Consider the following 21,960-nt stretch of genomic DNA (forward strand, 5'->3'; position numbering starts at 1 on the left):
TGTAATAGTGAAGCTCAATGATAGACCAAGAAGGAAACTAAATTACAAAACACCAGCCACATTAATGGCTGAACACATGGTGGCTATAGCTGCTTAGCGGTTATGCACTTCAACGTTGAATCTGCCTTATCTAATAATATCCTTTTACGCTCTAATCTCCAACGATATGCTTTAGTCGTCATGCCGATATTACGAGTCGACTGCCCGTACCCTCGGTTAATAGCGCCAAACCCGGCGGAATATATTGCATCGGTCACACCATCACCTTTTTTTAATGAGTGCTTGAAATGGCGCATACGAACGGCATTTCGGTAGACTTTAGGCGATATGCCTAATGTTTTTTTGCCTATGTCTTTTATTTTAAAATACTGGAATTATCCGGCGCAACCAACGTTTTATTAGTCACATTGCTGGTTCCTGTTTCTGCTATTTTGTTGGGTTCACTGTTTCTAAATGAGTCTTTGCAAGCTATCCATTTTGCTGGAATGTTATTGATTGCACTGGGCTTGTCTGCTATAGATGGCAGGTTGTGGAAGCGCAATAAATTAGCAAAGGCTTAAGTCTCAATATTAGGAACGGGTTAATTATGGATAAAAAAACGATAGAGAGTGGAATGCAGGCGCTTAGCCTGATCGATCAAAATATTGAAAAAGCATTTAAAGCGTTAGGGCCACCACCGCCGAGAATACGTCCACGGGGATTTGAGACTTTCCTGTCTATCATTGTTAGCCAGCAGTTATCGACCAAAGTAGCGACTGTCATTATGGCGCGTGTGGTTGCGCTGATGCAGAACGTCACTGCCGGAGGGCTTATGGTCATTGCAGATCAAGATCTTCGCGATGCAGGTTTGTCCTGGCGAAAAATAGAATACGTAAAAGGTTTAGCTGCAGCCATTGTCGATGGCAGCTTTAATGTAGATGAATTAGACAGCCTGAGTGATGAAGATGCAATCAAGGCGATTACAAAATTGAGGGGATTTGGCCGTTGGAGTGCTGAAATCTATTTGATGTTTTCTTTACAGAGACAGGATATTTTCCCGGCTGATGATCTGGGAATATTAGTCGCCTTGGGTCAGTTAAAAGGACTTGCAGATAAACCGACACCTAAGCAGGCTCGTGAAATGGTAAGTCATTGGTCTCCATGGCGAAGTATCGGCGCGTTATTTCTTTGGCAGTATTATCATAAACCTGATTCAGTAAAAAAGTGAAAGACGGACACTGTCGAAGTTGCATCAATATGCACTCGCAGTTAATTACAAAGAGGTGTGATTTTGATTGCGATTGGGGTAAGCGCGCATTAAATTTTTGAGTCGATTAAATAGCAGAGTAAAAACTAATCTTTATGCAATATTATTTATAATTACTCAGACTAGGTAATAGCGCAAAACCTAGGACATTTTTATAACAAAGAGATTTTTATGAACACTCAACACATTGGTAACTTGGTATTAAGCCAACAGCAGATTCAACAAGGTGTTGAAAAGGTAGCAAAAATTCTTAACCACAAATATCAAGATGAAGAAGTTGTGGTCATTACCATTGTTCCCGGTGGGATTTTATTTACTGCAGACTTAGTTAGACAACTTACGTTTGATATCAATATGGACTATATTTCTTGCCCGCACACGCCAGGAGACAGTAGTAACAATTCATCGATTATTTTCCACCAGAATATCGATATAAAAGGAAAGCACGTCATTCTCATAGACGATGCCATTGAATCTGGCGGTACTATGAAGCGTTTAGCTGCCTTTATCTCTGACGACTTTGCAGTTAAGTCACTTTCAATCGCAACCTTATTTGTAAAACCGGGTCGGGTCGATATCCCGTTCACACAACACTACGCTTATCAAATGGATAACGATGATTTACTGGTCGGTTACAGATTACCATGGGAAAATAAATTTAGAAATGTGCCGTATATATCAAAACTTATAAAATGACTAAATTAACTTCGACACCACGACACAAGCTTGCGGGAAAAGCGTGCGTAACGTCAGTCCAAAGTTGAACTATATCGGCCGTTTTGGGGCAGGAAAGAATTTCATTTTCACCTGTTATTTTGTAAAAGAGTTGAGTAATAGGCGTTTAATGCCAGTATTCGCTCCCTCATAGCGATCAAAACAGAGGCAAATGAGGGAAATATGAGATAAGCATATTTTAGAAATTAGTTGCTAAATCCTAAAATTATTTTATATAAAGAGTGTGCATCATCACTACCACAAAGCTCACGTATAGAGTGCATTGCTAAAGTAGGAAGTCCAACATCAAGCGTATCAATCCCAAGTCTTGTCGCAGTTAATGGACCGATAGTTGAACCACATCCCATATCACTTCTTGTTACAAACTCTTGATACGGCTCATTTACAGCGTTAGCCACATTCATAAATCTTGAAATAGTTGTAGAGTTTGAAGCATATCTCTGATTTGCATTTATCTTTATAACACTGCCTTTATTTATGCGTGGAGCATGATTAGCATCGTGTTTGGACGGAAAGTTTGGATGGATTGCATGTGCATTATCAGCAGATATTAAAAGCGAGCCTCTTATCATCTGCATATAGTCCTCATAATCGCTATACATTCTTCTAAGAGTATTTTCTAAAAAGCTTCCACTTGCACCACTGGTTGACTCACTGCCAACCTCTTCATGGTCACTGGCAATAAACATCATAGGTTTATCATTATTTACACTGCATATACTTAGCAGTCCAACATAACAACTAAGCAGGTTGTCTAACCTTGCGCTCGCTATAAAGTCATCATTTAAACCTACATATGAAGCATTCGCTGTATCGTAAAAACTAAGTTCATTGGCATAAAGCGCTTTAACATTGCGAATCCCCAACTTCTCAAGTTGCAATTTCAAGAAATCATCAAACTCAAAATAATTATTTGTTGTAAGGACAGGTGAGATATCTGTCTGCTTATTGACCGTTCTCTCTTTATTAGCATTCTCATCCAAATGAATGGCAAGTGATGGAATAATAGCAATAGACTTTTTAACATCAATCAAAACATTTTGAATAACATTTTTAGAATCAAGATAAGAAACACGCCCTGCAAGTGAGAGATCTCTGTCAAACCAAGGATTTAGTAAAAGACCGCCATAAGGCTCAACTGCAAATTTCACCACGCCATGCTCTTTAATAACGGGTTTGGGCTTTAGTTTTATATTGGGTGAATCCGTATGAGCACCCACTATTGTGTGGTTTTTGTCTTTAGGATATGTAAAAGCGATAACAGAAGAATCGTTGCGTGTTACAAAATATTTATTACCCTCTTTCAACTCCCATTTTTGAAGTTCATCAAGCTTTATAAATCCAGCATTCTCTAATATCACGCTCATATTTAAAGTGGCATGAAAAGGTGTGGGAGACGCATCTAAAAATTCTAAAAGTCCTTGGTTAAAATCTTGTTTATTCATATTTGAATCCTTCAAAAGTATAAGTGATAATTTAACGCTACATTCTTTTCGAAGTCAAAGATGACTGCGTTTTAAATCAATTTAAGCATTCGTAAGAATTCACTTTCAGCCTGATGTTTCACTATTATTTAGCCCTATTTACACCACGTTTAAGTTAAATAGTCGCTAGTCCTTATCGATAGGACTTTGGGGTAGGATTTTTTATTCGTAGTTTTGTTAAAAAGGTCATTTTCCGTCTGCTTATAAACATCTTTATCCACTATTAATCTGAATTTTTATTGCGAATTATGATGAATTAGCATCTGCTTTAATTCGTTACGGGGTGTTTGAGAGTTAATGTATTCGTGCCTGCTATACCGGCCGCAGGTCCGCTACAGCTTTTTTCTAGGCACAAAAAAGCCCCGACGGTTGCCGAGGCCCTATAAATTAAGCTGTGAACATCTTAAGCAGATTTCTTTTTACGTGAAAAGCCAATGCCAGCCAGTCCAAGACCTAATAGCATAATACTAGCTGGTTCTGGGACTGAAGTTGCTGAAGAAACCAAAAATGTTCCAAAGTTACTACTAGCCTGAGAATCAGCAGACCCCCATCGATCATAGCCGAAGAAAATATCACCGCCATTTTCATAGTCGTGTAATTGAACAGTCAAGTGGCGACTTCCAGACAAAGATGATGTATAAGCAATAATTGATTGGTAATCAGGATCTGGTCCAGCACCATAAGTAGTACCGAATAAGTCATAAAATATTGCAGCAGGCCCATTTCCGGCTCCAACGTTTACCCAGCTCGAAGATGTGGTTAATACAGTTGGGATGTAAGTGTTGAATAAACCTAAAACTTCAGTACCGGTTGCTACACGATACCCTTCATTTACACCTCCGCTTAAAGTTGATGCAACGGCTTGATCGTAAGAAAGCCCATCTGAGTACGACATATCTCTCCAGTTCAGACTGGCAATATCATCAGTAAAAAAACCAGTGTTATCAATTAATGTTGCGTTAACTGAACCTATAAATGTCAAACCAACCAACAAACAAGCTATTTTTTTCATTTTTTTCTCCAAATTTAATAATTAATGAATTAACAAATTAAGAAAAGCAATAAACGTGCCATATTTATAAGTAATTGTTTATAAATCATTTTAATTTATTTTAAGATGCGTTTTTCAAAAACATGTAAAGTTATCCGACAACCCTATATGGTCAATTGATGCAGACTAATACACATTTTAAATTTCATTTATTTTTAAGAATTATATAACAACAGACTTATAAAACAGTTAAATAGACCCAAAGCATGATTGTAAATTGATATTTCATATTGGAAAAATGACGAATTTGCATTTATATAGATCTCTATAAATGCAAACCATAAATATTTAACTATTTATTTTCAATAAGTTAACGCATTAAAAACGTGAAGCTTGTGCATAAAGTATTCATATAATGTGCAATAAAAATGGCGAAATGGATCAAAATAACCGGAATGACGCGGTTAGTAAAATCAATAAATGATCGTCAATATGACTGAATTTACAATCTGTGCACAGGGGTAAAATCAGATGCAAGGCAGACATTTTTAAATGGCGCATAACAAGATATAATTGCATGCAATAAATGGAAAAACCTGGGGTGATAGTTCCACGTCTAGCTATATTGTTCCTGCTCCTATAGACAAAAACCAACCAAAGGGTCTTTCATAATGAAAAAAAGAAAGAATAGCGGCATCCTTCATTCGCCTGTTGACACTTCCTCGAGCCACATCCCTGCACCCTCCGAACTTCCACGATCCTCGCCCAGCGGTTTCGTGCGCGTCCGCGGTGCCCGGGAGAACAACCTGCAGAACGTCGACGTGGATCTGCCGCGGGACGCGATAGTCGCCTTCACCGGCGTGTCCGGCTCAGGTAAGTCATCCCTCGCCTTCGGCACCATTTTCGCGGAGGCCCAGCGACGTTTTTTCGAATCCGTCGCCCCCTACGCCCGGCGTCTGATCCAGCAGGGCCACACGCCAAGGGTGGATGAAATTACCGGGCTGCCACCAGCCGTAGCATTGCAGCAGCGCCGGGGAACGCCCAACTCTCGATCCAGCGTAGGCACAGTCACGACCCTATCAAACTCCCTGCGGATGCTTTATTCCCGAACAGGAATCTACCCTGATGGCGCCCCGCGCCTCGAGTCTGACTCCTTTTCACCGAATACCGCGATGGGTGCCTGCTCTACATGTCAGGGGCTAGGAACAGCGCACACCGTTACCGAGGCTTCGCTGGTGCTCGACCCTTCACTCACTATTCGCGAGGGTGCCGTCACTGCTTGGCCGGGCGCGTGGCAGGGTAAAAACCTGCGTGATATTCTGACCGTGCTCGGCCATGATGTGGACATACCTTGGGAGCAGCTATCCCGCGCCGACCGTGACTGGATCTTGTTCACCGAGGAACAACCCGTGGTCGAGATCATGCCCGAGCGGGAACGCCCCCGGCCCTACAAGGGAAAGTTCTGGAGCGCGAAGAGTTACGTGATGCACACCCTCGCTGACTCGAAAAGTGCCTTGGTGCGTAAACGCGTGCTGCAGTATGTGGAGTCGGGGCCGTGCGTGATCTGCGCGGGCAGCGGGCTGCGCAGCGAAGCACTCGCAGTTACCTTTAACGGTTGCACAATCGCCGAACTCAATGCCCTGCCGCTCACCGAGCTCCGTCGCGCGCTCGACCGACCGGCGGCCGCCAATACCCCGAGTGCCACGATCACCGACGATCTCACTCGCCGCCTTGACGTACTGATCGATCTCGGCCTCGGATACCTGAGTTTGGGACGCGCCACACCGACGCTTTCTCCCGGTGAAATGCAGCGGCTGCGCATCGCCACCCAACTACGCTCCGGGCTATTCGCCGTGATCTACGTTCTCGACGAGCCGTCTGCGGGGCTGCATCCGGCCGATGCCGAGCCGCTTCTCGCCGTACTTGAAGAGCTTAAATCCAGCGGAAACTCCGTTTTTATAGTGGAACACAACATGGACGTGGTGCGCCGTGCCGACTGGGTGATCGACGTTGGTCCGCGCGCGGGAGAGCACGGCGGAAAAGTACTCTATAGCGGACCGACGGCGGGACTCAAGAATGTGCCCGCCTCGATCACGCGAGAGTTTCTGTTCGCCAACGAGCGCCCGGTTCCGGCCGCTCGCGAGCTACGGCATCCACTTAGCTGGCTCACTCTGACGGGAATCACTCGCCATAACCTGCGCGGTCTCGACGCGGAATTTCCGCTCGGCGTGCTGACCGCAGTGACCGGCGTATCTGGCTCCGGCAAGTCCACCCTAGTGAGTCAGGTACTCGCCGAGGCCGTTGGTTTGCACCTTCACCCTGATCAAGATTACAGCACCGCATCCACAAGTGCTGCGAATGAGGAAAAGGACGATCAGCTCGAGCCCAAACCTATCGAAAACACCACGGTCGAGGCGATCACCGGTGCAGAACCAATCAACCGCCTGGTACGCGTTGACCAGAAGCCGATCGGTCGTACACCGCGCTCCAACCTCGCCACCTACACCGGACTGTTCGACGCGGTACGCTCAACGTTCGCCGCCACTCCGGAAGCGCGCAGCCGAAAATTCGGCGCGGGTAGATTCTCATTCAATGTGACGGGCGGTCGCTGCGAGACCTGCCTCGGCGAAGGATCCGTGGCGGTTGGACTGCTCTTTCTGCCCGGCAGTTACTCGCCCTGCCCCGACTGCGAGGGTTCGCGCTACAATCCAGAGACGCTTGAGGTGACATACCGGAATAAGAATGTAGCAGAAGTGCTTGGGCTGACAGTGGATGCCGCGGTGGTTTTCCTGGCCGACGTGCCCTCGGCACTGCGCAGCCTCGAGACCCTTAGCGAAGTTGGCCTCGGTTACCTGCGACTCGGCCAGCCCGCCACCGAGCTTTCCGGAGGCGAGGCACAGCGCATCAAGCTCGCGACCGAGCTGCAACGGGCACGCCGCGGCCACACGCTGTACGTTCTCGATGAGCCCACCACCGGACTGCACCCTGCTGACGTGCTGCTTCTCCTCACCCAGCTGAACCGGCTCGTCGACGCCGGCAATACCGTTATCGTGGTCGAACACGATATGGACGTGGTTGCCGCCGCCGACTGGGTGATCGATATCGGCCCGGCGGGCGGCGACAAAGGTGGCCTTATCGTTGCCACTGGTACTCCTCACGCGGTGGCCACCCATCCAACAAGCCGCACAGCTCCTTATCTGGCAGGTTGCGTTTCTGCAGCGACACAATAAATTTAGGCGTAAAGGAGTATCACAAAAAATCTAACGGATGTTAGTAAGAAGGCGGCTTCGTAACTCGCCTAAATTGCAACAAGCCGCACAGCTCCTTATCTGGCAGGTTGCGTTTCTGCAGCGACACAATAAATTGAGAAGCAAAGGAGTATCACAAAAAATCTAACGGATGTTAGTAAGAAGGCGGCTTCGCAACTCGCCTAAATTGCAACAAGCCGCACGGCTCCTTATCTGGCACGTTGCGTTTCTGCAGTGGCACAGTAAATTGAGAAGCAAAGGAGTATCACAAAAAATCTAACGGATGTTAGTAAGAAGGCGGTTCCGTAACTCGCCTAAATTGCAACAAGCCGCACAGCTCCTTATCTGGCAGGTTGCGTTTCTGCAGTGGCACAGTAAATTGAGAAGCAAAGGAGTATCACAAAAAATCTAACGGATGTTAGTAAGAAGGCGGCTTCGTAACTCGCTTAAATGACAACTGGCCAGGCGTGTCGCCAGGCTGACCAGGGGCTCGGAGACTTTCGCTAATCTGCAGTTTTGCAGGCTGGCCAGATTAATCCAGGCAGGCGGCATTTGGTTGATCCTTGAGGCCATACCACCAGCATAGTCATTCGCCAGATAGACTATTTCACCGATTCCGGCGAGCAGCAAACGGGTGAGACACATTGGGCATGGTTCAAGAGAGACCATTATAGTTAACCCGCTGCGATCACCATATTGAGGATATTGTAATTCAAAACGGTCAATAACCAACATTTCGGCATGTCTTGACGAGTGAAACCCCTCAAGGAATATTTCGTTACCCGCCTCAATAAGAATATTATGATTTTTATCGACCAGGATGGCCCCTACACCATAACAACCGTTTTCAAGAGACTCACTGGCGATTTCGCAACATCTTTTTCCTAGAGATTCTTCGAGGAAATTCCTGTCTATCTGATGGGCTAGTAGCGCTTTTCTTAATTCTTTCAGATCGTCCATAAAGTTAAACCTCTAAATTTCTGTAAATGAAAATGTACAAAGGTCTTTGACGGATAATTAACAGATTGGATACGCGAGTCTTGTCTAAATATAAAATGGAACATGGAACATGGTTTATATAATTGAATATTAATATTTATTACGTTTAAAATAAGTTTAGCACCAATACCGACTCTTTCAGTTTTAGTGGTCTAGTTAATCTGACCACTTTTTTATGTTTTTTAAGGCACAATGGTGGCGTTAGCGCTCTTTCAACCTTTGTTAGCTTGAATCACTTCCGACAAACTGTCGTTTTTATTCAATCTTTCAAACACCATATCCCCTACTATTTATCCCATCGAAATGCGGCACTGTACTTAGTAAGAAAGTGCCTATTTACAGAATAATGTTTATATCAATATATAGGTGAAGAACCATGTTAGAAATAAAAAAGATAGAGTCATTAGGCATAGTTAGTGAACTGAAAAAACAATACTTTTCGCAATCAACTGCGCCACTCGATGGGATGTGGCATTTGGGTTTTGTAGCAATGTCAGATCATTTCGGCTTTTACGAAAATAGTTGTTTGGTCGGATATTGCTGTATCAATGATGAAGGTTACATGCTGCAGTTTTATCTTTCACCTGTTGCTAAAACCAAGTCAGCAGAACTTTTTACTTTGATTGCACAACAAAATAGTGCCGTAATTGGCGCTGTTAACGGAGCATTTGTTAGCACAGCAGAAAGCGAATATCTTTCACTTTGTTTAGACAACTCGTCATCATTTAAAGTGAATGCCTTGATGTATCACCAAAACGCATCTCTACAGGTTGAGACTATCGAGCCTATCGATATGAAATTAGCCGAGCAGGACCAACTTGATAAGTTCGTTACGTTTGCGGCTACCAATATTGGTGCACCCGAGCAATGGATCTTAGGGTATTTTGGCAACCTAATTCAACGCCAAGAGCTTTGGGGCTACTGGAGAAATGACAAGTTATTAGCGACTGGAGAGTGCCGATTATTCGATCAATATCAAACTGAATATGCAGATCTTGGTATGATCGTTGCTGAAACTGAACGAGGAAAAGGTATCGCTACTCGCGTTTTGAATAAGCTAATTAACCAAGCAACGATAAGAGGTTTAAAACCGATTTGTTCAACACAAAGCAGTAACACTGGCGCGCAAAAAGCAATTTCTCGGGCGGGTTTGGTCTCTTCAAACCGAATCATTCAGTTTGATTTCGACCGCCCATAATTTAATTTTGCTTACAGGCTCATACCGACAATAAGGATAGGGATGAGCCTGTAAGTTTTAATAAGAAAACGCTATTTATTGGTTATTGGGCATATAGTAACAATGTATATAATAACAATGTATATAATAACAATGCACATAACCTAACTAGTTGAGAATACGATGATCCAGTGGCTACAACCTTCCAAATCACCACAAGCAGCCAAATATATTGAATGTTATTGGTTCATAGAAAAACCACCGGAAACTCAAAGTTATGAATTTCCGAAGTTAAACCCTGATCCATCGGCTCACTTAATCATCTCCCCTATAAATCAAACCTATGACTACAGTACGGATTCTGGAATTGCCCGCGGCAGAGGAAGCCATTGGCTGTTTCCACATCATCAAACGTTGCAATTGGATCATTCAAAGCCTTTTCTTCATTTAGGTGTGAAGTTTCACATCGGAGCAATCTATTCCTTAGACATGTCAAACTACTCCCACCCAATGCTGGATGCCGTTGAAGAGATTGACCTCTCTAGCCTATTAAATAGCCCTGAATTTAGCGGCCCAACTCTCTTAGAAATAGGGCAAAATGATCAGAACCTATGCTGCGCTCAATTAGATGATTTGTTATTACCCTGGCTTGCAAAATGCAAGGAAGATCAACACAGTGAACTCACTCGAAAAGCGCTTCAATTATTAGACTGCACGCCAATTTCAGAGCTTGGCAACTTGCTTTACTGTTCGCAAAGAACATTAGAGAGAAGCTTTCGTCGAGTGACAGGCCTGACCTTGAAGCAATGTCAGGCAATGAATAAACTTGAGGCTATGTTGGAATTTCTTTATCAGCGTAGTGCCAGCGATATTGATTGGGTTGAAGTCGCCTTTCAGTTTGGTTTTAGCGACCAACCACACCTTATCCGTCACTTGAAAAAACAGATAGGTTTAACACCGAAGACTTACGCAAAAGAAAGAGGGTTAACGATTGATGTTTATGGTGGCGTTAAATCTTCCTGATATTGTCGGAAATATTCAATCCCGACAATCAGAATGTCACCATGAAGAACGTAAATCCAACCTGAAATGATTCGTAATCTTGCCCTTCGGTCCCAAAAGGAAAAATCCGTACATACTGCCGGAACTCGGCCTTTAGGCTCGGCTTTTCTAAAGTAGCATATTAATAATTGTCAGCAGGATGTTTTTACCAAACATTGTCCCGCCTGAAGGCGCGGTTTCAAAAAGACAAAGTCTACACACACTGCCGGAACTGGGCCTTTAGGATCGGCTTTTCTGAAGTAGCATATTAATAATTGTCAGCAGGATGTTTTTACCAAACATTGCCCCGCCTGAAGGCGCGGTTCCAAAAAGACAAAGTCTGCACACACTGCCGGAACTCGGCCTTTAGGCTCGGCTCCAAAAGACAAAGTCTGCACACACTGCCGGAACTGAGCCTTTAGGCTCGGCTCCAAAAGACAAAGTCTGCACACACTGCCGGAACTGAGCCTTTAGGCTCGGCTTGTTACTTTACCAGCCCAAACCAGAATTCCAAACAAATCTATTCTACAGATGAAAATTGCAGTGCTAACGTAACTGTTGATACAGGCTTGCATAATAATCATCTTGTGCTAATAAATCAGCATGAGAACCCGAAACACGTAATAGACCATCTTCCATCAAGTGAATTTTATCCATTTTTGTCATGGCGGTCAGTCGATGGCTGATCATTAATACGGTTTTATTCTTAGCAAACTCCAATAACAAAGAAAGGATCTCTCTTTCCGTGCGCTTATCTAACCCTTCAGTGGGCTCATCCAGCAATAATAAGGGCGCATCACGCAATAACACTCGAGCAACACCGATCCGTCGCTGTTCACCTCCAGAGAGTTGTCTACCGCCCTCACCTATCCATGCATCAAGAGAATTTCCTCCCTCTATTAATGCAGACAGTCCGACCTTTTTAAGCACAACAATCAGACGTTTATCATTAATATCTTGAGCCGCTTTTTGCTCTGCACCCGTTGCACACTCAGAAACATTCGGCTGCGCTAAGGTCAAATTGTCTCTTAATGTGCCGGAAAACAGATAAATACGTTGACTCACCAAGGAAAGTCCGCCGGTTAAGGCTTGTTGGCTGTACTGATTAACTGCTAGACCATCAACTAATAAACTGCCGGAATTTGGTTCCCATTCTCGCGTAATCAATGAGAGTAAACTTGATTTACCACAGCCCGTTTGCCCTAATAACGCCACTTTTTCGCCGGCTTTAATAGATAAATTAATTCCCTTAAGTATTTGCGCACCGCCCTTTTCATACGAAAAGGCGATATTCTTAAGCTCTAATGCGCCCTGCTTTACAACGGTTTGATTTTGATTGTTAAATATAATGTCCGGTGTTTGCTCAACTAATTCATTAACGCGTTTACCGGCGTTGACACAAGCCGATAGATGCTGAAAGGCACCCGCAATTGGCATTAACATTTCAATACAGGCCAGCACCATAAAAGTGATCATTGCCAACATAGGCCCGGGCGGCTGATGTTCACCAACACCAGAAGCGGCAATATAAAGGATAAGCACCACCACTACGCCATGGCATAAGATCAACGCGGCCTGGCTAAATCCCGTGACATTAACCATTGCACGCTGGCTATCTAAAAGGTTTGCTTCAGAGAGTCGTAATTTTTCACGAAAGCGCTGATCCGCACCGAACAGAGATATTTCAGCTAACCCCTGCACAAATTCCAGTATTTGGACGCGCAATACTCGTTTGCTTTCGAGTTCTTTTATACCGGGTTTTCGGCCAAGAAAATAGAAAACCCAAGGTAAGGTAAGCCAAATCAATAATAAGCTGCCACACAAAATCAGCGCTAATTGTGCATCAATCCAGGCGACAAAAAGATATAAACCAGCAATCATTAATAATGCGGTTATCATTGGCGTAATCAATCGTAAATAAAGGTGATCTAGAGTATCGATATCAGCCACTAAGCGATTGAGTAATTCCCCCTGTCGTAACTTTTGCATATTACGCGCACTAAGCGGCAACACTTTACGCCAAGCCCAGACACGAAGCCGCGTTAGCAGTTTAAACGTTGCTTCATGAGTCGCTAAACGCTCACCGTATCGGCTTGCGGTTCGCATAATAGAGAGGAAGCGAACGCCACCAGCGGGCGTAAAATAATTAAACGCTTGGGTGGCGACTAAGGTTAACCCTGCTACGGCAGATGCTGATAAAAACCACCCTGAAAGTGATAATAAACCGATCCCCGCGACTAAAGTGGTAATACTTAAAAACAAACCGATCAACATCATTAGCCATTGATGTTTAAACAATTTAATAAAAGGCAGTAAGGTTCTCATAAGTTAAGCTCCTTGTTTTCTTGATCGTCTGAATCATCTGTCTGCATTTGCTTAAATAACCCGGGTAAGTTGTTTAACTCATCAAAACTGCCCTGTTGAACGATAAGACCTTTATCTAACACTAAAACCATGTCCATTTGCACCAACTGATCTAATCGATGGGTAACCATCAAACAGGATGAATTTATCATTGCATCACGTAATGCACTCAGTACCGCTTGTTCGTTATGCCTGTCTAAACCCGCCGTTGGCTCATCTAATAAAAACAGTGGCGCTTCCTGTCCAAGCGCACGCGCTAATGCAATACGCTGCGCTTGTCCTACGGAAACACCGGCCATTTGCTCACCAATGGGGTAATCTAACCCTAAGGTTTGTTGATCAACAAAGTCTAATACCTTGGCCTTCGCTAATAACGATCGAACCGTCTCATCGTGCATGTCAGGGGAAGCCATCGCCACATTATCACGCACGGTGCCATGAAAAAGCTGTGGGTCTTGGCCAAGCCATGCCAAATGAGCACGCCATTGTGATACCGCTAATTCGTTTAACTCAACACCATTAATTTTCAGCGAACCTTGATAGGGTAAAAAACCCAACAAACCATTTAACAGGCTACTTTTACCCGCCCCACTCGGCCCAACAACCGCCATATGTTGGCCATTATTAAGTTGAAAACTGAGCGGCCCCGCCAGAGTAATACCCGAATGACTCTTCACCCTGAAATCAGACGCAACTATCTCAAGGCCAGCGTCCCAGTTTATGGTTTTAAGCGTTGTGTTTTTTTCAGCAGATAATGTTATTTGCTCATTCTCCTCCAGCTTATATTCTAATAATTCCATCAACTCTTCAGCGGCACCAATCGCCTGTGCTTTAGCATGATAATGGGTCCCCATATCTCGTAATGGCTGGTAAAATTCAGGCGCAAGCATTAATACAAACATACCCACAAACAGACTAAATCCCGCACCATAATCACCAAAATTAAAATGACCTAAGAAACTAAAACCAAAATAAATAGCTAATAATGCAATAGAGACGGCGGCAAAGAACTCTAATACTGCCGAGCTTAAAAAGGCGATGCGTAACACTGACATGGTTTTTTTACGAAATGATTCAGAAGCGGCTTCAATATCTTTTCCTTCAGCTTTACCTCGATTAAATAGCTTTAAGGTATGTAATCCTTTTAAACGGTCCATAAAATGGCCACTTAACTGTGCCATTGCACTGAAATTCTTACGGTTAGCATCTGCAGCCCCCTCACCAACAAAAATCATAAATATTGGAATCAGTGGTGCTGTGCATAATAAAATAAGTCCGGCAGCCCAATTTAATGGAAAGACAACAACCAAAATGGTAAGCGGAATAAAACCGGCCAGTATCATCTGCGGTAAGTACCGGGCATAAAAATCGTGCAGGTCTTCAACTTGTTCAAGCACAATACTTGCCCAACTACCCGCCGGTTTACCTTTGATAAAAGAAGGACCTAACTCACTGATTTTATCCAGTACTGCACTGCGAATTTGTAATCGTAGCCGTTTACCGGCTTCGAAACCGCTCCGTTCACGGGCATAGGCAAGTAATGCACGTACTGGAACTAAGGCCAATAAGCATATAAATTCATTGCTGAATTGAGACTTAGGAAGATTAAGGATAATAATGCCATGCAGAATAGTAGAGATCAAGTAGGCTTGTACTATCAGGGAGAAGCCGGTTAACAAGCCAAATATCACTGTTAAATTGAGATAAAAACCGCAGGTTTTTTTCTGTTTTTTTAACCAAGAGGTCAGTTTTTTTTCTAAGGGTTTGTCCATATTGTTCCTGCAGTTCGAGTTACATGATTACACTTAAAAAGCTAATAGCGCAGTATCACAGGCTCGGAGTATAAATGAAACTAACAAGCGGCTCAATATTTCCCATAGGAATAAAAGCACCCTGTCGTGTTGTTATTTTATGTTTGTCTAACGCTTTTAATGATCTAATAAGCTAAAGAAATTCAGGAATTTAACGTCCGTTTGAATTATCTTTGAGTTAATAATAATATTAATTTTTTAATCATAACGCTAAAAAAACAATAGATATAGATGATTATAAATATCAATGTGATAGGTAAAAACTATTTTAATAAGATTTTAATAAGCGGCCTTTATAAAAATTCACCCTTATTCATTCACCACGGAGGACACAGAGGCTTACACACCGAGAAAAAATCTTAATTTAGGCTGAATCTCCTAAGCCAGCGATAGATGGTTAGCAGTTATTATCCCTTCCATTCTACTCTCAACATTTAAATAATTAAGGTTGGGTAAAAAGTGCTTTTATTTTGGCTCCACCCGCTAGCACGGGAAGATATGTATAATCCGGCAGGAGCCCCTTCCCCCAGCGCCTCAAAGAGTGAAAATATAAGCTATACCACGCTCGATTTCCCCCTAAAGCGCGCACCGTAATGCCAAAGTGAATTTGGCCAGTATTTGTTTTGTAAGTTTTGGGGGCGTTTGCGAGTTGGCTAACTTAAGCGGGAGACATATATCACCACAGGCTGCTCTGCACATTCCTGTTTTATTATTGGTCGATTTAACCAAGTACCTAGCCTATTTTAAAAATTAATATGCTCGAGCATTTGCTGAGTTTTATTAAATAAAACCTTCAGCAGTATCAATGGCACCTCGAGCCTCAATTAACGTACAACCAGTCTCGGCCATTAATCGATTGACTGTCATTGCAGGGTTAGATTTCATTATCAACGTTAAACTAAAGGTTGGTTTTGGTAGCGCTTTATCAATGGCTTCTGCAATCCACAATGCTTTTTCCTGCCGTAATTTATCACTTATCTCAACAAGCTGACTTTGGCTGCCCATGAGTAACCAATTTTTCGAACGACGGATACGCTTTAAGCTACAACAATGTTGAGTCGCAAGTTCTATCATTGTCGCTTTACAATCAATACGATGAAGAAAATTATTTAACTTAATTGAGAGCATTTTTGAAGTGTAATTTGGCACAGCACCCTCCATCAGAATTGTTTGATAAGTCAAAGGTCAATAATAACTGTTGCACAGACATTTGACGAACAATAGTCTTAAAGCATATTCAATATCTGGATTATCTGTTACTTGAATAAACATATGGTGCTTGGTCTTTAATCTTGATAACAATAAATCATAAGCTTGTTTTCTGAAGCCTGGGGGCGATTAGCGACTTAGTTTCCTAGCTCGCTAGGAGCAAAGCGCTTTAGAAAATAAGCTAATTACCTCTGTATTAGTGACCAAGATCACTATACCACTACAATCATAACTAGTATTAAATTTTAGCCACACTTGTTGCGGTTTTCTAGGTAAAGATGGTTGTATATGTGGGAAAAAAAGAGGAAATTAAAAAGATATATAATAAAACCCAGAACAGCATATTAAGAGAGGTAAATATATCTTGAAAAACATTAAAACCATGAAAGTTTTTGGCACTGCATTGCTTATTTTTGGTTATTTTATAGTTGTTCTTGTTTTGGGTGTTTATTTTTTCTCAGAAGATAAGAATGAAGTCGAGAACATCACTGCACAGCACATCATTTATCAATCGATAGGCGAGTTAGGTGGTTTTTCAAATGGTGAAAGCGCAATGGCAAAGACAATAAATGTGGTTAGCGACAATATAGATAACCCTGATATTGAAGCAATTGTTAACTGCTACACAAATACCAGCGCCACTGTTTTTCGTGATTACTTAAGAGCGGTCAATTTTTCTATGGGGCAGTTTTGTAAGGTACAACAAAATTTAGAAGCAACATCGGCAACTAATCAAAATAACAGCGATAGGTGTACAGAGCCTAAATCAATTATTATGAGCGTAGATGAACTTGAAAAATTAGGCCGTAAATATACGGGAGATTTCGCAACAGATTTAGCCCGCTGTAAAATTTAAATGACACTAAGTAGGTGGATATAAGTAAAACCAGTAACAACTTATCAATCAATCCGACATGTCGGCTTAATGGATAGGTAAGCAATTAAAAAATGTCGAACGCTTCTATTCTGGCTAGCAAAGGGGCAAAGCGATTTAGAACTTTTGCTCCATTTACGCTCGCTTTCTTGCAAACAAGCGTAAAACCCTTTTTATCCTTAAACTAAATTTTCGAAGTGACTGTATTAACACCCAAATAACGGGCAATAAAATAGTTGGGTAAAATTAGCGACGCAGGAGCAAAACCACTTGTTTATTTACTAGCTTCTAACTTATTAACCACTGAATACCGTAAAACTTAGCCAGATATAGATACAGTATCCGCCAAGTAGTATTCCGCCTTCTAGCCGGCTCAGGCGACTTCCCGTGTACAAAAACAAAAACAAGAGTAAAGATGTTCCCAGCATAACCCATTGATCAAACTGTAATATTCTTGCATGAACAGGCAGTGGTTGAAGAAATGATGACACTCCCAGAATTCCAAGTAAGTTGAATATATTACTTCCGAGTATATTTCCAACCGCTACATCAGCGTGCCGCCGAATGGCTGCTATCACCGATATAGACAATTCGGGAAGTGACGTACCTATTGCCACCAATGAAAGGCCGATGACCGCCTCTGGTACATTAAAGTGCTCTGCAATACCAATAGCCCCAATCAGTAGAACTTGTGATCCGCCAATCAACAGCAACAAACCAAGCACCACGGCGATTATAGTCCAGAATACCGACTTAGGAGCGGTGGAAAGTTCTTCTGCTTCAGCTTGGTATAGCTCACTCGACGGTGCGGCGTGAAAGCGTTCGCTCCAATATGCCCATACTAAGTACGAGACCAATGCAACAAGGAAGATAGCGGCATCGGTACGCCCAAGGGTACTCCCGCCAACCAGAATTAGAATCACAAACAATATGCTTGCAGCCACTACAGTGGCAGCGTCTCGCCTTAGTACCAATGGTTTTACTGCCAACGGCGTGATCACCGCGCAAATGCCCAGAACCAATAAAATATTACCGATATTGCTGCCAACAACATTACCAATAGCGATGTCCGGTCGCCCCTCTATTGCAGCATTAACGGAGACTACTAACTCTGGCGCTGAAGTGCCGAATCCGACGATAACTAGACCGCTTAGCAAAGGTGATACACCCAAGCGCTTTGCGGCAGCCAGCGAGCCACGAATCAATACTTCACCGCCACATGTAAGTAAGGCTATACCCGCTAAGAGAAATAAAATGTTCAACATAATTCAGATATTCCGGACGGAGTTATTAACGCCTTTAAAAGGCGGATCACCATTGAAGCCTAGACCAAGCTGTGTGACGAAAATAAAGCGCTGAGTAGTTTCCATAGGAACGATCGCCTTGTTAGTTGCCAATACTCTCGTGTTGGGATCGTCGCACAAGAAAGTATCCAATGCTCAATGCAAGGATGATTGAGGATATTCCCCAAAGCGTTTCCGGGGCAGTCTCACTGTAGTCCAGAATAATCACTTTTCTGGACACCGCGATGATAGCAACTAGAAATACGACCTCTGCATGTACTCGATGTTTTTCAATATAAATCTTTATACTCTCGAGGAGTTCTAGTCCGATTAAGACCATTAGAAAGAAGCCAAAAACCTCGATAGCCTCAGCTACATCGAGTGCAAGATACGGTGGTTTCATCAGTTGAGTATAAAGTACTGTCGTCAGCTCAATTGCTGTTGCCGCTACTGTGAGCATCATTAGTAGTAGTAAAAAAAGAACAAGGTATTTCTCAAATATTTTCAGTATTTTTTCCATTTTTTCTTCCATTACTCTTTCCGTTGCATTGCTTTTTTAGCTTTGCCATTCATGAGAGACAACACCTTGTTCATAGCAGTCTTTCAAATATAAAATGAACAGAGGTGATATCCCCTTAAATCCGCTTTTTTCAACACTAAAACATCATTAATTCGTTGCTTAATTATATTTTCAGTAACAATTCAGTATAAGCTTGATTTGAGATAGGTGTTAGGGCGACACCTATACTATTACTATTTTTAAAATCAAACTAACCTAATGATTTATAAGAAAAATTAAGGTCATGGAAAATATAATCTGCACTATTAGTTGTATCTTCTGAATTAACGATTGAAATAACACCACACCACTGTTGAAAATACTGACATTTAGACGTAGTGGTGGAGAGAATTATCTATGCTTTCTGGTTTTTGAGCTCTAAAGGGGTCTCTAAAGTTGGTGGTTCGAAAGGCAGAGGTCCATCTAGTCATCCTGGGCCAGGGGGAATTAGCCAAGTACAACTCCATATCCATCCGGCGGAGATCGAGAAAATGCAACACCGAAGGGTAAATAAGTCATACTTAAGTGCCAGAGATAATTAGTCTAGAGTTTGATCAAATTGAGGCAAAAATGATATATGCAACAATCTTTCGCCTAACTAAATAATTAATAATTACGTTTCTGTTGCTTCTGAAATAGTTAATGCGTTTTCGATTTCAACTCCCAAATATTCAATCGTATTTTCCAGTTTTGAATGCCCCAATAATAATTGTATTGCTCGAAGGTTTTTCGTTTTTGCATAAATTAAGGATGCTTTCGTTCTCCTAAGCGAATGAGTGTTGTATTGAGTTAAATCTAACCCTAATTTTGTTACCCATTGTTTAACTATTCCTGAATAATAGTGATAACTTATATGACTACCTTTCTTTCGTGGGCTCGGGAATAAATAATCCGAGGGAGTAAAGTTCTGGTTATGTATCCAGAGAGTTAGACATTGTTGAGTTTTAGGTGTTATTTCATATTGGACTTCACGCTCAGTTTTCTTTTGTTCGACTATGGCCCGGGATTGAATTAATGAACTACAGGATATATCACGTACTTTGAGTTGAATTAAATCACTAGAGCGTAGCTTACTATCTATTGCCAAATTAAACATGAGCAATGGTTCGATATTATTTTGTAGTTCGAGACGAATATGAATTTCCCAAATATCTTCTAATTTAAACGCTTTTTTCTGACCAACCCGTTTGCCTTTATTCCAAGCTTTCATAACATACTCCTATCACTGAGTTACTGTAATAAGCTTTAAGCATCGCTATTCATAAAAACAATTCGTAAGGGGGAAAATTATCAGTGTAAAAGGAAATTTCAACATCGAAAAGGGGTACAAAGCACCCTAGAAAAATAACTACTTTGACATTAGATTAGTGGCCAGAACTACTGCGCTACCTCAGTCCCGTTTCCGTATTAATGATTTTTATTATTCGTTTTTACACTCATAATAGCGCTTTTGAGTGCAGCTATTGAGGTGTGCACATGAAAAGGCGTTTTTGAGTGCGGCTGCCGAGGTGTCTCATCTATTTGCTATTAAAATAAAGCCTCTTTATTGCCATTTATTCTATCAATGAATCCCAGAATGACTATGCAACTAAAGTAGCGCGTTACCAATCTATCTAGCAACGGGGCATAAAGTGCCCTAGGGAATTTACCTGTATACACAAAAAAGGCCACCATTTAGGTAGCCTCCGAGCAGTGCTTATAACACGCGTTATATTAAAACGATTACTCGTAATCAGTAGCGTAAGTTTCTTCATAACTATGCGAGTAAAGCTCAAACAAATTGCCAAACGGGTCTTCTAAGTACACCATTTGTGTTAGATTATTGTCGTCTTCTGGGTGGTAGCGCGTAATATCCATACGTGCTTTACCGCCATATTGCACAGTACGCGCAATGGCACCTTCAAAGTCATCTGTTTGCAGACAAAAGTGGAAGATACCAATACGTGTAAAATCAACTTCATGACGTTCTTGACGATCGACCATTTCAAACATCTCAACACCAATGCCGTCAGTCGTTACTAAGTGTGCAATGTTAAAGCCTTTAAAGCCTTCACCAAAAACGGCCACACACATTCTGCCAATAGCCGTTTTACGTTCTTCTTGTACCTTAGTGTTACCCATTACAACTTTTAGACCCAGCGCTTTAGTGTAAAACTCAACCGCTTTATCCATGTCGCCAACCATCAAACCTACGTGATTCATTTTCATAACTTACTCCAAAAATACTATTGATTGATTCGTAATTCGTTTCGATGAGGGAATATTACGCCGAACATCACTAAACTAAAAATTATTATAGATTATTAAGTTGATAATAAAACGTTATGATTAATATGTGACTATTTAATGGTTATGCACTTCAAGGTTGAATCTGCCAAGTGAAACGATAAATGCAGGATTATTTAATTACACTGTAATTTTCCGCGCGGTGAAAACACAAATAACAAAAAACATTTGATTGTCAGCTTGAATTGACCAAATATAATTAGTGTTATGACTAAGTTAATTTGGCCACAGATTTTAATTTATAAGGCAATGGACCGATAGGGCCTCATCAATCTAACTCGCGAAGGGGCAAAGCGAGATAGTATTTTTGTACTATTTACCTGTTGAGATCGCCCCCTCACTTACGTTCGGTTTATCCCCATTTCAGCACCAGCTAGATTTTGTGTTGGTTTATGATGGCTGTCATTGTCCTTCCTAGATTATCCATCCTAGATTAGCCACGTATGCTACTGACGTATATCGACAAAACCAAGTTGTCATCAGTAAAAGTAACCCACACAAAACAGTATTTACCTCAACCACTAGCCTTGATTGTTATAAATCTATTGCAACTAGTTGCTGTTAACGTGCTCATTTAGAATAAAATGAATCATTTTTCGAATTTTCCCTCTTATCTCGTCATGTTGGGTTCGCTCATGCCAAATTTGAAATAC

18 protein-coding genes are annotated in these 21,960 nt (G+C 42.1%); 7 read left to right on the top strand and 11 right to left on the bottom strand.

What is annotated here, in order from left to right; all coding sequences use genetic code 11:
• Nucleotides 1-83: 83 nt before the first annotated feature.
• Entirely contained in the window at nucleotides 84-257 is a 174-nt protein-coding gene (locus ACJAZP_RS17920; protein WP_415232114.1) for a hypothetical protein, read from the bottom strand.
• A gap of 111 nt (nucleotides 258-368) precedes the next feature.
• Between ACJAZP_RS17920 and ACJAZP_RS17925 the strand changes: the two genes are divergently transcribed.
• From ACJAZP_RS17925 to ACJAZP_RS17935, 3 genes are all read left to right on the top strand, one after another.
• Nucleotides 369-560: an EamA family transporter gene (locus ACJAZP_RS17925; protein WP_415232131.1), complete on the top strand. Its 192-nt coding sequence runs from the start codon at nucleotides 369-371 to the stop codon at nucleotides 558-560.
• A gap of 26 nt (nucleotides 561-586) precedes the next feature.
• Nucleotides 587-1,207, top strand: coding sequence for a DNA-3-methyladenine glycosylase family protein (locus ACJAZP_RS17930; RefSeq protein WP_415232115.1), 621 nt, complete (start codon nucleotides 587-589; stop codon nucleotides 1,205-1,207).
• 210 nt (nucleotides 1,208-1,417) lie between these two features.
• Entirely contained in the window at nucleotides 1,418-1,942 is a 525-nt protein-coding gene (locus tag ACJAZP_RS17935) for a phosphoribosyltransferase (protein WP_415232116.1), read from the top strand.
• A 224-nt stretch (nucleotides 1,943-2,166) separates the two neighbouring features.
• Here ACJAZP_RS17935 and ACJAZP_RS17940 read toward each other — a convergent pair whose 3' ends face one another.
• Together ACJAZP_RS17940 and ACJAZP_RS17945 are read right to left on the bottom strand one after the other, a co-directional pair.
• Nucleotides 2,167-3,426 carry a M18 family aminopeptidase gene (locus tag ACJAZP_RS17940; RefSeq protein ID WP_415232117.1) on the bottom strand — a complete coding sequence of 420 codons (1,260 nt, stop codon included), beginning with the start codon at nucleotides 3,424-3,426 and terminating at the stop codon, nucleotides 2,167-2,169.
• Nucleotides 3,427-3,868: 442 nt separating this feature from the next.
• Nucleotides 3,869-4,477 carry a PEP-CTERM sorting domain-containing protein gene (locus ACJAZP_RS17945; protein WP_415232118.1) on the bottom strand — a complete coding sequence of 203 codons (609 nt, stop codon included), beginning with the start codon at nucleotides 4,475-4,477 and terminating at the stop codon, nucleotides 3,869-3,871.
• Between the two features lie 650 nt (nucleotides 4,478-5,127).
• Between ACJAZP_RS17945 and ACJAZP_RS17950 the strand changes: the two genes are divergently transcribed.
• A complete protein-coding gene (locus ACJAZP_RS17950; protein ID WP_415232119.1) occupies nucleotides 5,128-7,686 on the top strand; it encodes an ABC transporter in 2,559 nt (852 codons plus the stop codon).
• Between the two features lie 426 nt (nucleotides 7,687-8,112).
• Here ACJAZP_RS17950 and ACJAZP_RS17955 read toward each other — a convergent pair whose 3' ends face one another.
• Nucleotides 8,113-8,664, bottom strand: a complete 552-nt coding sequence (locus ACJAZP_RS17955; protein WP_415232120.1) for a nucleoside deaminase — start codon at nucleotides 8,662-8,664, stop codon at nucleotides 8,113-8,115.
• Between the two features lie 415 nt (nucleotides 8,665-9,079).
• Here ACJAZP_RS17955 and ACJAZP_RS17960 point away from each other — a divergent pair, with 415 nt between their 5' ends.
• Entirely contained in the window at nucleotides 9,080-9,901 is an 822-nt protein-coding gene (locus ACJAZP_RS17960) for a GNAT family N-acetyltransferase (RefSeq protein ID WP_415232121.1), read from the top strand.
• 162 nt (nucleotides 9,902-10,063) lie between these two features.
• Nucleotides 10,064-10,903, top strand: coding sequence for a helix-turn-helix domain-containing protein (locus ACJAZP_RS17965; RefSeq protein WP_415232122.1), 840 nt, complete (start codon nucleotides 10,064-10,066; stop codon nucleotides 10,901-10,903).
• 564 nt (nucleotides 10,904-11,467) lie between these two features.
• Here the strand turns inward: ACJAZP_RS17965 and cydC are convergent.
• The 3 genes from cydC to ACJAZP_RS17980 all read right to left on the bottom strand — a co-directional run bounded on the left by cydC (nucleotide 11,468) and on the right by ACJAZP_RS17980 (nucleotide 16,245).
• Entirely contained in the window at nucleotides 11,468-13,246 is a 1,779-nt protein-coding gene (gene cydC / locus ACJAZP_RS17970; protein WP_415232123.1) for a heme ABC transporter ATP-binding protein/permease CydC, read from the bottom strand.
• The gene (gene cydD / locus ACJAZP_RS17975; RefSeq protein WP_415232124.1) at nucleotides 13,243-15,057 is read right to left on the bottom strand and encodes a heme ABC transporter permease/ATP-binding protein CydD; all 1,815 of its coding nucleotides are present in this window, start codon (nucleotides 15,055-15,057) and stop codon (nucleotides 13,243-13,245) included. Before cydD ends, cydC begins: the two co-directional genes overlap by 4 nt.
• Nucleotides 15,058-15,876: 819 nt before the next feature.
• Nucleotides 15,877-16,245 carry a ribosome recycling factor family protein gene (locus ACJAZP_RS17980; RefSeq protein ID WP_415232125.1) on the bottom strand — a complete coding sequence of 123 codons (369 nt, stop codon included), beginning with the start codon at nucleotides 16,243-16,245 and terminating at the stop codon, nucleotides 15,877-15,879.
• 424 nt (nucleotides 16,246-16,669) lie between these two features.
• Between ACJAZP_RS17980 and ACJAZP_RS17985 the strand changes: the two genes are divergently transcribed.
• Entirely contained in the window at nucleotides 16,670-17,161 is a 492-nt protein-coding gene (locus ACJAZP_RS17985) for a hypothetical protein (RefSeq protein WP_415232126.1), read from the top strand.
• Between the two features lie 314 nt (nucleotides 17,162-17,475).
• Here ACJAZP_RS17985 and ACJAZP_RS17990 read toward each other — a convergent pair whose 3' ends face one another.
• From ACJAZP_RS17990 to ACJAZP_RS18005, 4 genes are all read right to left on the bottom strand, one after another.
• The gene (locus tag ACJAZP_RS17990) at nucleotides 17,476-18,444 is read right to left on the bottom strand and encodes a calcium/sodium antiporter (protein WP_415232127.1); all 969 of its coding nucleotides are present in this window, start codon (nucleotides 18,442-18,444) and stop codon (nucleotides 17,476-17,478) included.
• A 121-nt stretch (nucleotides 18,445-18,565) separates the two neighbouring features.
• Nucleotides 18,566-18,994: a phosphate-starvation-inducible PsiE family protein gene (locus tag ACJAZP_RS17995; RefSeq protein WP_415232128.1), complete on the bottom strand. Its 429-nt coding sequence runs from the start codon at nucleotides 18,992-18,994 to the stop codon at nucleotides 18,566-18,568.
• 640 nt (nucleotides 18,995-19,634) lie between these two features.
• The gene (locus ACJAZP_RS18000; RefSeq protein WP_415232129.1) at nucleotides 19,635-20,231 is read right to left on the bottom strand and encodes a tyrosine-type recombinase/integrase; all 597 of its coding nucleotides are present in this window, start codon (nucleotides 20,229-20,231) and stop codon (nucleotides 19,635-19,637) included.
• 512 nt (nucleotides 20,232-20,743) lie between these two features.
• The gene (locus ACJAZP_RS18005) at nucleotides 20,744-21,229 is read right to left on the bottom strand and encodes a VOC family protein (protein ID WP_415232130.1); all 486 of its coding nucleotides are present in this window, start codon (nucleotides 21,227-21,229) and stop codon (nucleotides 20,744-20,746) included.
• Between the last annotated feature and the right edge of the window lie 731 nt (nucleotides 21,230-21,960).

The sequence above is a fragment of the Psychromonas sp. genome (genome assembly GCF_047632955.1).
Taxonomy (GTDB): Bacteria; Pseudomonadota; Gammaproteobacteria; order Enterobacterales; family Psychromonadaceae; genus Psychromonas.